The sequence below is a fragment of the Candidatus Omnitrophota bacterium genome, assembly GCA_041648975.1.
GTDB lineage: Bacteria > Omnitrophota > Gorgyraeia > 2-01-FULL-45-10 > 2-01-FULL-45-10 > JAQUSE01.
On sequence record JBAZNZ010000021.1, the window covers coordinates 31503 to 46761 of the forward strand.

Below are 15259 nucleotides of genomic sequence, written 5' to 3' on the forward strand. Positions count from 1 at the left end.
CATGCAGTAGAGGGCGATGGAGGATTTAGTGTCTCTTATAGAGCGCTGTAAAAACCCGGAAAGAGATGGTATCAGTATGAAGATAATGAGGACGCCCAAAGCCGTAGAGATAGACATAACGAATAAGTGCAATCTCCGATGCAAATACTGCAGCCATTTCTCAAGCGCTGGCGATACAGACAGGGACCTGCCGACAGAGGAGTGGCTTAAGTTTTTTGAGGAGCTCAACGCCCGCGCCGTGATGAACGTCTGTCTGTGCGGAGGAGAGGCTTTTTGCAGGGATGATTTGAAAGAGCTTGTCAAGGGGATTGTCGGGAACCGCATGCGTTTCGACATCCTGTCCAACGGCACGCTGATAACGGACGACATCGCGAAATTCCTGGCTTCCACAAAAAGATGCAATTATGTCCAGGTTTCGATCGACGGCTCCATCCCGACCACGCACGACGCGATGCGCGGCGAAGGCAATTTTATCAAAGCCCTCGAGGGGATGAGGGCTCTTAGGCGAAACGGTATCCGAGCCGCGGTGCGTGTCACGATTCACCGCGAGAACGTCCGCGATCTGGAGGGGATAGCGAAATTATTGCTGGAGGATATAGGGCTTCCCTCTTTCGGGACGAACAGCGCCTCGCATATGGGGCTATGCCGGGCAAACGCCGAACAGGTCCAGCTTACTCCCGAAGAGAGGGTGCTGGCGATGGAGACGTTATTGAAGCTCAATAAAAAATACGGCGGTCGTATAAGCGCGGCCGCCGGGCCTTTGGCAGAGGCGAATATGTGGCTTAAGATGGAGAAGGCCCGCAAGGAAGGCATAGAAGGCATGCCCGGGAGAGGCCATCTTGTTGCCTGCGGCGGGGTGAATTCCAAGATAGGCGTCCGCGCGGATGGTGTCATGGTACCGTGTGTTCAGTTAAGCCATATTGAGCTTGGCCGGATAAATCACGATCCGCTCGAAGAGGTTTGGCAGAACCATCCGGAACTTAAACGGTTACGGGAGCGAAGGGATATCCCATTGAGCGATTTTCCATATTGTATGGATTGTGATTATGTTAATTACTGCACCGGCAACTGCCCGGCGCTCGCGTATACGTTTACCGGCCGCGATGACTGCCCCAGCCCCGACGCGTGCCTTAAACGGTTTCTGGAAGAAGGCGGAAGGCTGCCGGATATGGAATTGGAGAAAGTATGAATACCACCCGGACAGATTTTAAAGAGACGATCAATCCCAAATATTCATTGAACCAGATATATTTTTATCTTACCGAAGGCTGTAATCTGGCCTGCAGGCATTGCTGGATAGCGCCTAAGTTCCAGGCGAACGGCCGCGAGTATCCGGCGCTTGACATTGAGCTGTTCAAATCCATAATTGAACAGGCCAAGCCGCTGGGATTATCAGGCGTTAAGCTGACAGGCGGGGAGCCGCTCCTGCATCTCCGGATAAACGATATTCTGGATCATGTAAAGGCGAACGACCTGCGTCTTATCATTGAAACGAATGGTGTTCTTTGCACGCCGGAACTTGCGAAAAAGATAAAGGAAAATAAAAGTCCGTTTGTATCTGTTAGCATAGATTCCCCCGATGCGAAGACGCATGAATGGGTGCGCGGGGTGGAAGGTTGTTTTGATAAAGCGAAAGAGGGCATCCGGAACCTGGTCGCTGTGGGCCTGAAGCCTCAGATCATCATGACGTTGATGCGCTGTAATAAAGACAGCCTCGAGGAGATGGTCCGCCTTGCCGAATCCCTGGGCGCGGGCTCGGTCAAGTTCAATATAGTACAGCCTACGGCGCGCGGTGAAGATATGCATAAGCAGAATGAGACTTTGAGTATCCAGGAACTTGTAAGCCTGGGCAGGTGGGCGGATGATGTATTGCAGGGGAAGACGAAATTGCGGCTTTATTACCATCATACGCCGGCATTCAGGTCTTTGGGTAAGATGTACGGTGAGAACCCGAGCGGATGCGGTACATGCGGCATACTGGGCATACTCGGAGTGCTGGCGAACGGCTCTTACGCGCTCTGCGGCATAGGCGAGAGCGTCCCGGAACTCGTCTTCGGCCATGTCGCCAAAGACCGCCTTGAGGATGTATAATAATACGTCGGTCTTAAAAGAGCTGCGCGAAGGGATGCCCAAGCGCCTGGAAGGCATATGCGGCGACTGTATCATGAAGTCGCGGTGCCTCGGAAGCTGTGTGGCGCAGAACTACTACCGCTCGAGGAACCTGTGGGCCGGGTTCTGGTATTGCGAAGAGGCGGAGAAGGCGGGGCTATTCCCGGCTACACGCAAGATGCCGAAAGCGGGAAGCGTTCCGAAGTAATTGGGAGGCAGCATGAAAACGGAAAAGCTGGTCTGTATAGGCAACAGCATGAAACCGACGTTATCGCCTTTGGACATGCTGGATGTCGCTCCATATAATGGAAAGAAGATCCGTCCGGGCGACGTGATCGTTTTTTTTTCCAATGACTGCGAACATAAAATAGCCCATCGAGTAGTATCGGTAAAGCAGGGAAAGATACTTACAAAGGGTGATAATAATAATAAGGTCGATACGTTATCCGTATCTTCCGAAAAGATAGTCGGGAAGGTCGAATATTTCGAGAGAGGGAAAAAGCGTTTCCGGATATATGGGGGGGCCATTGGGCGGGCATACGCGTTTTTATTTAAAACTAAGCAATCTTCGGGCCGGGCGCTGTCGTATCTATTCGGCAACGCTTATATCAAGCTGGCTAAGACGGGAATAGCGCTGCGCCTCATCCCATGCCGGGAGAAGATACGTACGGTAGTATTTAAACGCCCCCACGGAGAGGACATCCAGGTCTTCATGGGCAATCTGTTGATAGCGCGCCGCCGCCCCTGGCAGGATAAATGGTATGTGCGAAAACCTTTCCGGTTGTTTGTCGAGGATTATATAAAGTGATAAAAGATACCTATAACCTGCGATTCGGGAACGGGCAATGTTTATCTCTGGCGGCTACCGCGGATTCAAGCGGATGGCTGGAGAAATTTGCTTCCATACTGGAACTGGAACGCTCGCTTCCGGACGGCCATTCAAAAGTGGTCTTCAGCCGCAAAAAAATTATAAGTGACAAGGGAACCCCGAACTCAAGAAATGAACTGGCGGATATCCTGGGGAAAGACGTTCCTGCGGATGCGTGGTCGTTATACGATGCCCGGGTATTAAAGATATGGTATAATATTTTTTTAGATGACGTTATCTGCGAGATATCCGCTGTAGCCAATGAGGATATGGATATCATACAGATGTGGCATGCGTTATATTCCATATACATCAAAGCGCAAAGGACAGGAGGCGTTCCTCTCCATGCCGGGTTGATAGAGCGCGACGGCCGCGGCATAGTGATCGCGGCCCCGGGGAATACCGGCAAATCTACCTGCTGCCGCCGGATACCGCCGCCGCGGAAAGCGCTTTGCGATGACGAGGTTCTGATAATATATGATAAGATAAAAGGGTATCTCGCCCATCCTTTTCCGACATGGAGCGATTATTTGTGGAAGCGCGCAAACAACACCTGGAAGGTGGAAAAGAATGTCGCTCTTGATGCGGTATTTTTTCTGGAACAGGCCCCGGTCGATGAGGTTGAGCCTGTCGGCGGCGCCATGGCCGCGGCCCTTATGAATCTCTCGGCCCATCAGGCGTTTTTTAAGGGCCATGCGGGCAGGAATCCCGGCGGGGAAACCGGCCGTAAAAAAGACCTGTTCAATAATGTCTGCCGTTTAGTAAAGGCAGTCCCGTCATTCAAACTGCGCTGCACTCTGGACGGCGAGTTCTGGGTGAAGATAGAAGAGGCGCTTTGCGCAAGGCAGGGTTGCTGATATGGCGAAGATCGGTCGCGCGGGATTTTTCAGTTATCTCATACCTTATTGGAAACTCGTATTGCTGACAATGTCATTGGGCGTCGTCAGCGTACTTCTCGGGATCATAAATCCATACTTTGCCAAGCTTACGATAGATAATGCTTACGGCAACAGGGATATCAAGCTTTTTATATTGCTCGCCTCGGTCGGCGCCGCCTTTTTTTTGATAGGTAACCTGCTCGATTTTGTAAAAAGCGACCGCTCCAGACTCCTGAGCAGAAAAGTGAATTTCGACATCTCCAGGGACCTCTTTAAACGTTTGCAGGACCTGCCGTTCGCTTATCACGCCGACCGTTCAAGCGGCGAGTATGTCTACAGACTGCGCAATGATACCGAATCGGTCAGCGCGTTGCTGAGTGACCAGATACCGCGCTTTCCCGTGCTTCTATTCAGGTTTTTAGCTATTGTCGCGGTTATATTCTATTTAAATTGGAAGCTGGCGTTGTTCGCCTTGATGCTTGTCCCGATATCCCACATACAATCTACGCTGATATTGAGATGGATCGGGAACATAGCCCGCTCAAAGATGGCGAAGATCCAGAAGTTATTTAAAAACCTGCACGAAACATTCAGCCACATGCACCTCATAAAATCGTTCGGAAGGGAAAAAAATGAGATAAAGAAGTTCGAAGCCGGCCTTAAGGATGTCATGGAAGCGGAACTGAAGGATGCCAGAATGACGGGCGTCTTCAATGTCTCCGGGGCGATCCTCAGCAAGGCCCTGTCGGGAGTCGTGGTTTTATTCGGCGGCTTTCAGGTAATAAGAGGCGAGATGACTTTGGGGAGTCTGACAGCCATCGCCATATATGTGGCGCAGATGATGGGGTTATTGAAATCCATATACGATTTTTATCAGAATATAGTCGTAGGGCGCGTGGCCGAGAAACGTATCGGCGAGATCCTGGAAACAGAACCGTCCATATGCGATTCGCCCGGCGCGGCTGATCATATAATCGAGACGGGCAGCGTAGAATTCAGGGATGTATCGTTCGGATACCGGAAAGACGCCTCCGTCATCGACGGCATCAGTTTTCTCGTCGAGCCTTATTCCAAGGCGGCCTTTGTGGGCCTGTCGGGATCCGGGAAGACCACTATGATCTCCCTTATATCGCGTCTCTATGAACCCGGGGAAGGCGGTATATATATTGACGGGGTTGATATAAAAAAGATAAAGCTTGCTTCTCTTAAATCTCAGACAAGCATTGCCCTTCAGCAGTCCTACCTGTGGAACGATACGATAGCGAACAACATCCTGTACGGCGCCGGAGGCTCTACGAGGCAGGATATGATAGAAGCCGCAAAACTTGCCGAGGCGCATGAATTTATAATAAGATCAAGGGACGGGTATGATTCCAATGTAGGGGAAGCGGGCCACAGCCTTTCCGAGGGCCAGAAGCAGCGTATCGCTATCGCCAGGGCGTTCATATCAAAGCCCAGGTTACTCGTCCTGGATGAGGCGATGTCGTCTCTCGATTCGGAGACGGAAGATAAGATCATCGACAATATAAAACGGGAGTTCAAAGACTCTACGGTTATAATAGTCTCGCACCGCCTATCGACGGTAGAGAAGATGGACATGGTATATTTTTTAAAGGATTCCTCAACTATGGAGTCCGGGACTCATGAAGAACTGGTGAGGAAAAACTTAAGGTACGGCGAGTTATTCGCAAGCCAGTTCAAGGATACGCTCTCCGAAGAGCCCGCGGTCTTTCAATAACCGGTAAAGGCGGCTATGCGTTGTATTAGAAAAGATTTTCTGGTTTTCGGCAGCCCGTTGATAGAAGCGGGTGAGGTCGGCGAGGTCGTTGCCTCGATGAAGTCCGGCTGGCTCGGTACGGGGCCCAAGGTCCGGAAATTTGAAGATATGTTCAGGAAGTATAAAGGGACAAGATATGCCGTCGCCGTCAATTCTTGCACGGCAGCCTTGCATCTTTCCATGCTCTCAGCCGGGATCAAACCGGGCGATGAAGTCATCGTCCCGACACTGACATTCGCAGCCACCGCAAATGCGGTCATACACGCCGGGGCAAGGCCGGTATTCGCGGATTGCCGCCGGGATACTATGAACATAGATCCCGGGGACATAGAGAAAAAGATCAATAAGAAGACAAAAGCTATAGTTCCTGTCCATTTTGCCGGGCGGCCATGCGATATGGATAAGATAATGGATATTGCCCGGAGATACCGCCTGAAAGTGATAGAAGACTGTGCCCACGCTATCGAAGCTGAATACCGCGGCAAGAAGACGGGCACGCTCGGCGACCTGGGCTGCTTCAGTTTTTATGTCACAAAGAATATCACTACAGGCGAAGGCGGCATGGTAGTGACCGGTAACCCGAGATACGAAGAGAAGATAAAGATACTGGCCCTCCACGGCATGACGAAAGACGCATGGCGGCGGTTTTCCGATAAAGGGTATAAGCACTACCAGGTCATATATTCCGGCTATAAATATAACATGACTGACCTGCAGGCGGCTATCGGGATGCATCAGCTGCCCAGGATAGATAGGTACTGGCGAAAGCGCCGCAGTATTTGGAGAAAATATAACGAGGCATTCGAAGGCCTGCCTCTGTTCTTGCCGGCGCCGGAAAGCAAGGATATCAAGCATGCTTACCACCTGTATACCTTGTTGCTCGACATAGCTCGCCTCAGGATCACGAGGGACGCTTTTTTGCATGAAATGACCCTGAGGAGGATCGGTGTGGGCGTCCATTATATAGCCCTGCACCTACATCCTTATTACAGGAAGACCTTCGGTTACCGCCGCGGAGATTTTCCAAACGCGGAATGGATCTCGGAAAGGACCGTGTCGCTACCCGTTTCGGCAAAATTGACCGATAAGGACACGGACGATGTAATAAACGCGGTCATCGATATAATAAAGTAGCCCGGTTAAAAGATACTATATGGATATTAACAGGATATGGCTGCCTTTACTGCTTAGCTTTCTAGCGGGTATATTCACGGTAGCCGGCAGCTTCATAACTTTTTTTGTTAAGGATTTTAAGAAGAGCTACCTTCAGTTCTTTTTGGGACTGTCGGGCGGCGTTATGATATATGTTTCGTTCGTCGAACTTCTACCGTCTTCGATCCGCGATATAGGCCCCCTGAACGCCAATGTCGCGTTTTTTGTCGGAATAATCACCGTAATGCTCATCGACTTTTTCATCCCTCATGAATATATAGCCGAACGTATAAAAGTGGGCCACCATGACAAGCGGCTTATGACTGCCGGGATATTCATGGCCTTAGGCATAGGTATCCATAACTTTCCGGAAGGCATGGCGGTTTTCATGAGCGCGCTCGTAAATATCAAGGTAGGCGTTATGCTGGCCATCGCTATAGCTTTGCATAATATTCCGGAAGGGATAGCCGTAGCTATGCCGATCTTCTACGCTACGAAGAGCAAGAGGAAGGCCTTCTGGTATTCATTCCTGGCCGGATTCGCGGAACCGGCCGGCGCGGTCATAACAATATTGGTCCTCATACCTTTTTTAAACCATTCCATCCTCTCTTTCATGCTTGCATTCGTTGCGGGGGTGATGGTCTTTATCAGTTTTGATGAACTTCTTCCTCTTTCCTGCCAGAGCGACGGCTATCATATATCTATTTTCGGCGTTATAACGGGCATGGCGGTGATGGCTTTAAGCCTTATTTTAATATGACGAGAAGAAGAGCCTTTGGCGTTATTATTTCGTTCGGGTTGGTCAGCCTCTTCGGCGATATCGTTTATGAAGGAGCGCGCAGCATTAACGGGCCTTATCTGAAACTTCTTGCCGTTAATGCGACTGCTTTGGGAATAATAGCCGGAGCGGGAGAATTCTTCGGATACGCGCTGCGCCTTGTTTCAGGATATTTTTCGGATAAGACAAGATATTACTGGCTCTTTACGTTTCTGGGGTATGGAATGCTGGTCAGCGTGCCTTTGCTTGCCTTGGCGGGCGTCTGGCAGACAGCGGCCCTCTTCATAATACTGGAACGGATCGGAAAAGCTATCCGCAGTCCGGCGAGAGATACGATACTTTCGCAGGCAAGTTCGCAGGTCGGAACGGGATTCGGGTTCGGCCTGCATGAGGCGATGGATCAGGTCGGGGCGGTCGCGGGGCCTCTCATATTCGCAGTCTTTTTCATGATGGCCGGCAAAGAGGCGGGCGTCTCCGATTACCGGAGAGGATACGCGTTTTTATGGATCCCGTTCCTGCTGGTGATGCTTTGCCTATTTTTTACCTACCGTAAAGTTCCTGATACCGATACCCTGGAGACAACGCGAAAAGATGAGATGCCGGATAAGCTCTCAAGGGTTTTTTGGCTGTATACATTATTTACTTTCATTACGACAGCGGGTTTTTGCAGTTTCATCCTTATCGCCTTTCATTTTAAGTCCACTTCCGCGCTGTCCGACGCGCAGATACCGTTATCTTATACTATCGCAATGGGAATTGACGCGGCCTCCGCCCTCGCGATCGGTAAAGCGTATGATGTATTGAAAAATAAAAGAAATAACCGCAATGCCGGATTGAATCTGCTTGCGATAATACCGTTATTATCGCTTTTAATGCCGCTTTTTATATTTTCAAAGGATCATTCTCTGATAATAATAGGCGTGCTCTGCTGGGGGGTCGTAATGGGCATCCATGAGACGATCATGAGGTCAGCGATAGCCGATATTACCTCTCTGGCAAAGCGCGGCACGGGATATGGCATATTCAATACCGCATACGGCCTGGCGTTCTTCCTGGGAAGCGCGTTGCTGGGCTTCTTATATGACAGGTCGTTATCGTTTGTAATAACCTCTATAATAGTTATCGAGCTTCTTGCATTTGTCCCATTTTTCATGATGAGAAGAGAGATATACGCGTAATGGTAATAAAATGATAGTATCGAAACGCCATAAGAAGACAGGATTAAGGATAAAAGTCACGCGGAAGATATCGGAGATACCCGCGCATGACTGGAAGAAGGTCTATCCGGACGTATTGGAGAACTACGATTTTTTTAGGACGATCGACAGCTCCGGCATAACCCAATTCTCGTTCTATTATATAATAGTCTACGACAAAAACCATCCTGTCGGCGCCACTGCCTGTTTCCTGGTGGACTATTCGCTCGATACAAGCATAAACGGCCCTCTGCGGCGTATCACCAACTCGATAAAGAGATTGAAGCCGAACATCTTCAGCATAAAGACATTAGTCTGTGGTGTGCCTATGGCGCAGGGCAAGATCGGGTTGGCCGGCGATAAAAGCGCGGTGTTCAAAGCAATGCTTCGCAAGATGGACCATATCGCGAAAAAGAGTAAGGCGTCGATCGTCGCGTTCAAGGACTTTGACGGGCCCTATACAGAAATACTCGACCCTCTTCAAAGGGCCGGATTCGCGAAGTTTGACAGCCTGCCGAACACAGAGCTTAATGTATGGCATAAAGATTTCGAAGAGTATCTTAAGACGCTGAGCGGCGCTACGCGTTATGACCTGCGCAGGAAATTCAAGAAAGTCGACGGCCATGTGAAGATCGACCTGAAGATCGTCGATAGCCTTGAAGCGGACGAAATGAAGGCTGTCTACAAGATGTATCTCGAAATAGTATCTCGCCATGACATGAACTTCGAGCTGCTGCCTGAGGCTTTTTTCAGGGACATATCAGTCAACATGCCGGGGCGCGCGAAATTTTTTCTCTGGAAGATCGACGGAAAGATAGTCGCGTTCCTTTTTTCGATGGTGTCGCAGGAGCGGTTCATAGACTATTTCGTCGGGCTGGATTATTCCGTCGCGCATAAATATCACCTCTATTTTCTGAAGTTCAGGGAAGCGTTGATCTGGTGTATCAAGCATAAGATAAAGAAATATGAGATGGGTATAACGGCTTATGAGCCTAAGCTGAGGCTCGGCTTTGATCTGGTGCCGCTTTACATATATGCCAAACTGAGAAACAGGATGCTGAGGCCCGCATTCAATCTCATATGCCAATTCCTGAAGTTCGAGCATTTCGATCCGGTTCTAAGGGCCGCGAAGAAGAAGGCGGGGATATAATGATATGACAATGAAACAATGGTATGAGTCGTTATATGAGAACTACGCGCGGAAATATGATAAGGAGTGTTTTGTTCAGGGCACTGCGGGTGAATGTGATTTTATCGAAGAGGAGATAGCCCGCGATAAGTCCTTAAAGATCATCGACATCGGTTGCGGTACCGGCCGTCATGCGATTGAACTGACAAAGAGGGGATATAATGTGACCGGCGTTGATCTTTCCGGGAATCAGATCAAGGGGGCAAGGGAAAAGGCCGAAGAGGCAAGGGTGACCATCGACTTCCAAATACAAGATGCCCGCAATCTTCCGTTTGACGGTGAATTTGATCTGGCAATTATGCTTTGCGAAGGCGGGTTTTCTCTTATGGAAACAGATGAGATGAACTTTGAGATTCTCAAGAACGCGACAAAAGCGCTGAACGATAAAGGAAAGCTTATTTTCACTACATTAAACGGATTGTTCCCGCTGTTTCATTCGGTCAATGAGTTCTATAAGTCGGCCGAGAAAGAAGGCCAGTCCCGGTGCAAGGAGTGCTCCTTTGATCTGATGACTTTCCGTGATTATAACACCGCTGTTTTTGAAGACGATTCCGGCAATAAAAGGGAGCTTAAGTGTAACGAGCGTTATTACGTGCCCAGCGAGATAACGTGGCTTTTAAAGACGCTCGGGTTCAAAAAGATCGATATTTTTGGCGCGAAGCTGGGAGCGTTTTCAAGGAATGACAAGTTGACCACCAAAGATTTCGAGATGCTCGTCGTCGCGGTGAAATAGATGATAGCGAGCCAGTAGCGGCATGTAATTTATAAGGCTTGATAAAACAGCACTTATATTGTATACTTTAATACATAGAATTGTATAAAACAATACAACTAATTGTATGGAATATAGAATAGATAAAACAGGATTATGGGATCGACTTGGCATATGGAACGGCTTTCTTAAAAGAAAGGTTCACCTCATTGCTTGTGGTGGTACTGCGCTTACACTTTTAGATGTTAAGCCATCGACAAAAGACATCGACCTTCTTGTGCCTGTAACCGAAGAATGCCGCTAACTTATAAAGACATTGAAAGATCTTGGGTATAAGAGCGCAAGCGGCGCAGGATGGGCAAGAGACGATGGTTTTATGTTTGATGCTTATGAGGGCAAAAGTTAAGGAGATAGATATAAAAGAGCTTACTAAGCGTTTCAATGAGACTGCATCATATGATGTTTCTGAAGATAGAGTCCTAAAAAATCTTGAACATTTCAAAAAACTTATAAATAAGGAAAGGCTTGCGCCATGAGAGATAAAGATCTTTTAAAGCGTTTACGAAAATTGGGTTTTCCTCTCTTTGAGACGGAAGAGGCGGAGGACGCTAACCTTACTCTGGCGGATGTCGTACAGTCTAAAGACCTCCGTTTCTGGGAAGGATTTCCTGTTGTGCTTGCTACCAGCGCTGAAAAGGGGCTTTTTAATTATAATACAGTCGCGGCATCTCTTAAGAAACTGTTTGATAAGCCCTTGTTAGCAACTTTAGTGGCCATGTCTCTTGCCCTTTACAAGAATCTCAATATGAAATTTTCATGGACTGGCTCCTTGTATGATTCGCTTAGCTCGGAGAAGAAAAAAGAATATGCGGCATTTCTTGACGCGCTCGAAAAGGATAAAAGTCTGAATGTCGGTGGGCGCACGATGTCGGCCGAAAGGTTAAAGTCTGTTGTAACCACCTATTTCCGGAAACAGGCAGAAGGCCTGCACGATCTTCTATCGGCTAAGGACGAAATGGGTCTTGAATATGCTATGTCGCAGGTTTTTTCACCTAAGCAGAAAGAGTTGTTCTTGAAAAAATTGAAAGGAGAAGTCTTTACTAAAACGGAAAAGGAATATTTTTCCCGCGCCGTAAAGAAAAAGGTACTGGCTCTTGCAAATCCCGACCTCCACCGTTTATCGCGCAAATTGTTGGAATAATAGATGGCCAGGAAAATATTTCCTATCATTCATATCATTGGATTGACCAAAACGGCGGTGTATCAACAGGCGCTCAGGGAAATAGATTTTATGGAAGATATTTATGGAGAAAAGTGATGAAAAAGATAATAATTTTTTTTGTTTGTGCGGCTTTTACAACGCATATATTATATGCCGAGCAATTTAGTGGGGAATCTTCTTTAATTACGTCTTCAGGTTTGATAGATAGGTATGACCCTAAGGATCCGGAGACATATAAAAAAGTTTTTGGGGAGCGCGTAAAGACTATTAAGTATTGGGTAGATTTTTCTAAAGATACCGGAGGTATGGGGAGTATCCAATCTGTTGAGTGGTTTTCTCCGGAGGGGGAATTATGGTTTAAGGAAACTAACGATGTTTTTGATGTGGCCAGCCCATTCAGGCCAAAAGTCCTGGAGCGTATTTATTCTTTAGATACAAAAGGCATCTCCAGTGGGGTCTGGGCCGTCCGCTTTATATGGAATGATAATGTGATCGAGCAACGTTATTTTTCATATGGAACTAATAAAGAGCCGTCCGAAACCGAGACCGCAAATCTTAACAATCAAATCCAAAAACATGATGAAGTGGCCAGATTAACAGATAAATCGTATGATTTTAAACTTACCTCATATTTACTGCATAATTTTGATCATTATTTCGGTCAGCAAAGAATTTATCAACCTACCTTTTGCATCAGTCCTGTAGAAAAAATAAGTTATTTACTTAACGTTTATGGTGGCGATATGGTACTTAGTCCCGCAGTTTTTCTGTACATATTTTCTCCAGATGGAAAAGTTTATACAAACGACCGTTTATCTATATCGCGCGCGTCGGGTAGTATAAATTATTATGCCAGATTTAAAAAAGATATACGGTTGGAGACAGAAAAAAATGGGATATGGAAATTAATTGTTTATTACGCAGATGACGATAAAGTCATAGACGAAAAATTTTTTTATGTTGGAAATTCAAAAGATATGCTGCTAACGAAAGAAACTATTGATGGGTTAGAAAGCAAGATAGACAAAAACTCTGTATTCGATATGTTGCCAGACTACGTAAAAAATGATGTGACAAAATATCGCAAATCAAGTCAAAAAAGAATAATGCTAAAATTAAAAAATGGTATGACTAAAGAAGACGTTTTGCGGTTATTGGGACAACCTAGTAAGATTGATACCGGCAAATATGATGATGCGGTGGTTTGGATATATGACGATGTGGAAAAAAGTGTAGGAAACGCCATCAGGGATTCCGAGGCAGATTACCAAATATTACATGGCACAGGTAATGTTGGTCGCGATCTCATTGGGGGAGTTGTTTATACTATTATAAGTGCTGGCGTTGGTGCGGCCACGACAAATAAACTTGAGCTTGTTATTAAAGACGGTAAAGTAATAGGTAAAAGAGGCTCAATTTAATAGAGAGATATACGTACGGTCGTGTTAGTAAATATGAAATATGTCAAATAACCATAACTTGTTTATTTATAGGAAATTATGAAAAAAGTATTTATCCGGACTTTTGGATGGCCGGTGGCAGGATTATAGTAATGCGATGAGGAGTTTGGCCGAGGCGGTCGTTGGGGAATAAAAAGGCATGAGCATGAAAAAATTCGCTTTGATCGTTGGATTTTTGCTTATGAGCGCGGTTGCGTTTGCTCAAGAGATCGACAGGTCTCTTTTGCAAGGGTATGACGCGGCTCTGGTGATCTATAATCGCGCAACCGGTGAGATGGTCAATATTAATTCTGCGCGCGCTAACCAGCGCCTTGCGCCCTGTTCGACATTCAAGATTTTCAACACTCTTATCGGGCTGGAGCTCGGGCTTATCAAGGACGCTGATGAGCCGTGGTATAAGTGGGATGAGGTGAAGCGTGATATAGAAGGGTGGAATCAGGACTTAACGCTACGTGAGGCGTTTCGGGTGTCGGCCGTTCCTGCATATCAGATATTGGCGCGGGAAATAGGCGAAGCCCGGATGAAGGAATATATTGAAAAGATCGGCTACGGCTCACAGGATATTTCATCAGGGATCGATATTTTCTGGCTTCCGCGTCCGGATACTACATCCATCAAGATCAGCGCGGATGAGCAGGTTGTTCTTTTGAATAAGCTTTTGGATGGTAAACTTCCGTTCTCTGAAAAGAATATCGCGATACTACGCGATATTATGCAGGCAGAGAAGACCGGTAAAGGAACGCTTTACGGTAAGACCGGATCCGGCACGGGGCCGGATGGTAAATGGAATGTGGGATGGTTTGTAGGTTTTCTTGAACATAACGGTACGACCTACGTTTTCGCGTGTAACATTACCGGAGGCGATAATCCATCGGGCAAGACTGCCCGGACGATCATAGAGAGCATCTTTAAGTCTCAAAACCTGTTGTAATAACAACTCATCCCTATGGTCGTTTTGAAAAGCGAGGTCATAGGGATTTTTTATGCTGGGAGGCGGCCGTGGGTCCTTGGAAATGGGCCTCGGTGAGGGTCGGGCGAGGCGCAAGGAGCCAGTGATAGTGGTCAAAAAAATCGATGTCCATGTCCATCACTTTTGGGGTTTGGGCATAAGTGGTCAACCCGGCCAAAACAAGCGTCCAGCGTCGGAAAACAGGCGATTTAAGGGGTGTCTTGTGGGTGTCCGGGAAGGTCAAAAAGGGCCATTTTGATGGACATGGATGGACACGTAAATGTCCACTAAATCGAAATGTCCGCGGCCAAAAAGGCCGTGGTTTGGCTTCCACTTAGCCAAAGCCACTAAAAAGTGGACATTTTAAGGCAATGGACATTTTAGGGTGTGAAATGGCGCCGGAGCTTAAAAACAGCTTTACTTTGTGTCAGAAGTGCGATATATTATTTCTGACAATGAAAAGCGATTAATATGACAGAATCCATTGAGAGTAAAATCCTTCGTCGAATTATCGGCAAGAAAAAAGGCTGGGTGTTTGCCCCAAGTCATTTTCTTGATCTTGGCAATCGTGCCGCTGTAGATCAAGCGTTGAGCCGGTTAGTTCGATCTGGTGACATTCGCCGATTAGCGCGCGGGCTTTATGATTATCCACGGAAACATCCGGATTTTGGAGAAATGCCGCCAAACGTTAATCGTGTTACTGCCGCGCTTGCCGAGAAAGACAATCTTAAGATTCAGCCTTCAGGAGCATATGCGGCTAACTTGCTGGGGTTGTCCGATCAAGTACCGGCAAAGATTGCTTTATTAACAGACGGCTCTACCCGGGTGGTTCAAGTTGGTAACTGGCACATTATGTTTAGGAAGACATCACCAAAAAATATGGCGACTGCCGGGCGCGTGAGCGGCTTGGTTATTCAGGCTTTACGTTACATGAAACAAAGAAATATTGATGAGCGAGTCATTAATTCG

Annotated in this window: 17 protein-coding genes; all 17 read left to right on the plus strand. The window is 47.4% G+C overall.

Translation table 11 applies throughout. The annotated features are described in order from the left end of the window. Window positions 1–76 precede the first annotated feature (76 nt). On the plus strand, window positions 77–1189 hold the full coding sequence (gene scmE, locus WC592_07325) for a SynChlorMet cassette radical SAM/SPASM protein ScmE (GenBank protein MFA4982259.1): 1113 nt from the start codon (window positions 77–79) through the stop codon (window positions 1187–1189). Next, the gene (gene scmF, locus WC592_07330; GenBank protein ID MFA4982260.1) at window positions 1186–2091 is read left to right on the plus strand and encodes a SynChlorMet cassette radical SAM/SPASM protein ScmF; all 906 of its coding nucleotides are present in this window, start codon (window positions 1186–1188) and stop codon (window positions 2089–2091) included. Before scmE ends, scmF begins: the two co-directional genes overlap by 4 nt. Continuing rightward, the gene (locus WC592_07335; protein ID MFA4982261.1) at window positions 2084–2317 is read left to right on the plus strand and encodes a hypothetical protein; all 234 of its coding nucleotides are present in this window, start codon (window positions 2084–2086) and stop codon (window positions 2315–2317) included. Before scmF ends, WC592_07335 begins: the two co-directional genes overlap by 8 nt. 12 nt (window positions 2318–2329) lie before the next feature. Beyond that, window positions 2330–2917: a signal peptidase I gene (locus tag WC592_07340; protein ID MFA4982262.1), complete on the plus strand. Its 588-nt coding sequence runs from the start codon at window positions 2330–2332 to the stop codon at window positions 2915–2917. After that, window positions 2914–3834, plus strand: a complete 921-nt coding sequence (scmC, locus tag WC592_07345; GenBank protein MFA4982263.1) for a SynChlorMet cassette protein ScmC — start codon at window positions 2914–2916, stop codon at window positions 3832–3834. Before WC592_07340 ends, scmC begins: the two co-directional genes overlap by 4 nt. 1 nt (window position 3835) lies before the next feature. Further along, entirely contained in the window at window positions 3836–5593 is a 1758-nt protein-coding gene (locus tag WC592_07350) for an ABC transporter ATP-binding protein (GenBank protein MFA4982264.1), read from the plus strand. Window positions 5594–5608: 15 nt separating this feature from the next. Further along, a complete protein-coding gene (locus tag WC592_07355; protein MFA4982265.1) occupies window positions 5609–6766 on the plus strand; it encodes a DegT/DnrJ/EryC1/StrS family aminotransferase in 1158 nt (385 codons plus the stop codon). Window positions 6767–6785: 19 nt separating this feature from the next. Beyond that, window positions 6786–7544, plus strand: a complete 759-nt coding sequence (gene zupT, locus WC592_07360; protein MFA4982266.1) for a zinc transporter ZupT — start codon at window positions 6786–6788, stop codon at window positions 7542–7544. After that, complete coding sequence (locus WC592_07365) at window positions 7541–8740, plus strand: MFS transporter (GenBank protein ID MFA4982267.1); 1200 nt, start codon at window positions 7541–7543, stop codon at window positions 8738–8740. Before zupT ends, WC592_07365 begins: the two co-directional genes overlap by 4 nt. Window positions 8741–8750: 10 nt before the next feature. Continuing rightward, window positions 8751–9908: a GNAT family N-acetyltransferase gene (locus WC592_07370; protein MFA4982268.1), complete on the plus strand. Its 1158-nt coding sequence runs from the start codon at window positions 8751–8753 to the stop codon at window positions 9906–9908. A gap of 10 nt (window positions 9909–9918) precedes the next feature. Continuing rightward, on the plus strand, window positions 9919–10680 hold the full coding sequence (locus WC592_07375) for a class I SAM-dependent methyltransferase (protein ID MFA4982269.1): 762 nt from the start codon (window positions 9919–9921) through the stop codon (window positions 10678–10680). 106 nt (window positions 10681–10786) lie between these two features. Further along, window positions 10787–10963: a hypothetical protein gene (locus tag WC592_07380; GenBank protein MFA4982270.1), complete on the plus strand. Its 177-nt coding sequence runs from the start codon at window positions 10787–10789 to the stop codon at window positions 10961–10963. Between the two features lie 22 nt (window positions 10964–10985). Next, window positions 10986–11195, plus strand: coding sequence for a hypothetical protein (locus tag WC592_07385; protein ID MFA4982271.1), 210 nt, complete (start codon window positions 10986–10988; stop codon window positions 11193–11195). Further along, on the plus strand, window positions 11192–11860 hold the full coding sequence (locus WC592_07390) for a hypothetical protein (protein MFA4982272.1): 669 nt from the start codon (window positions 11192–11194) through the stop codon (window positions 11858–11860). Before WC592_07385 ends, WC592_07390 begins: the two co-directional genes overlap by 4 nt. A gap of 116 nt (window positions 11861–11976) precedes the next feature. After that, the gene (locus WC592_07395; protein ID MFA4982273.1) at window positions 11977–13302 is read left to right on the plus strand and encodes a hypothetical protein; all 1326 of its coding nucleotides are present in this window, start codon (window positions 11977–11979) and stop codon (window positions 13300–13302) included. 184 nt (window positions 13303–13486) lie between these two features. After that, window positions 13487–14272 carry a penicillin-binding transpeptidase domain-containing protein gene (locus tag WC592_07400; GenBank protein MFA4982274.1) on the plus strand — a complete coding sequence of 262 codons (786 nt, stop codon included), beginning with the start codon at window positions 13487–13489 and terminating at the stop codon, window positions 14270–14272. Between the two features lie 489 nt (window positions 14273–14761). Continuing rightward, on the plus strand, window positions 14762–15259 hold a 498-nt coding region (locus tag WC592_07405; GenBank protein ID MFA4982275.1), incomplete at its 3' end, for a DUF6088 family protein.

Excerpts from the sequence above, each read along its gene's own strand:
- scmE (MFA4982259.1), top strand. The coding sequence starts at position 77 with ATGAAGATAATGAGGACGCCCAAAGCCGTAGAGATAGACATAACGAAT.
- scmF (MFA4982260.1), top strand. The coding sequence starts at position 1,186 with ATGAATACCACCCGGACAGATTTTAAAGAGACGATCAATCCCAAATAT.
- WC592_07335 (MFA4982261.1), top strand. The coding sequence starts at position 2,084 with ATGTATAATAATACGTCGGTCTTAAAAGAGCTGCGCGAAGGGATGCCC.
- WC592_07340 (MFA4982262.1), top strand. The coding sequence starts at position 2,330 with ATGAAAACGGAAAAGCTGGTCTGTATAGGCAACAGCATGAAACCGACG.
- WC592_07350 (MFA4982264.1), top strand. The coding sequence starts at position 3,836 with ATGGCGAAGATCGGTCGCGCGGGATTTTTCAGTTATCTCATACCTTAT.
- WC592_07355 (MFA4982265.1), top strand. The coding sequence starts at position 5,609 with ATGCGTTGTATTAGAAAAGATTTTCTGGTTTTCGGCAGCCCGTTGATA.
- zupT (MFA4982266.1), top strand. The coding sequence starts at position 6,786 with ATGGATATTAACAGGATATGGCTGCCTTTACTGCTTAGCTTTCTAGCG.
- WC592_07365 (MFA4982267.1), top strand. The coding sequence starts at position 7,541 with ATGACGAGAAGAAGAGCCTTTGGCGTTATTATTTCGTTCGGGTTGGTC.
- WC592_07370 (MFA4982268.1), top strand. The coding sequence starts at position 8,751 with ATGATAGTATCGAAACGCCATAAGAAGACAGGATTAAGGATAAAAGTC.
- WC592_07375 (MFA4982269.1), top strand. The coding sequence starts at position 9,919 with ATGAAACAATGGTATGAGTCGTTATATGAGAACTACGCGCGGAAATAT.
- WC592_07380 (MFA4982270.1), top strand. The coding sequence starts at position 10,787 with ATGGAATATAGAATAGATAAAACAGGATTATGGGATCGACTTGGCATA.
- WC592_07390 (MFA4982272.1), top strand. The coding sequence starts at position 11,192 with ATGAGAGATAAAGATCTTTTAAAGCGTTTACGAAAATTGGGTTTTCCT.
- WC592_07395 (MFA4982273.1), top strand. The coding sequence starts at position 11,977 with ATGAAAAAGATAATAATTTTTTTTGTTTGTGCGGCTTTTACAACGCAT.
- WC592_07400 (MFA4982274.1), top strand. The coding sequence starts at position 13,487 with ATGAAAAAATTCGCTTTGATCGTTGGATTTTTGCTTATGAGCGCGGTT.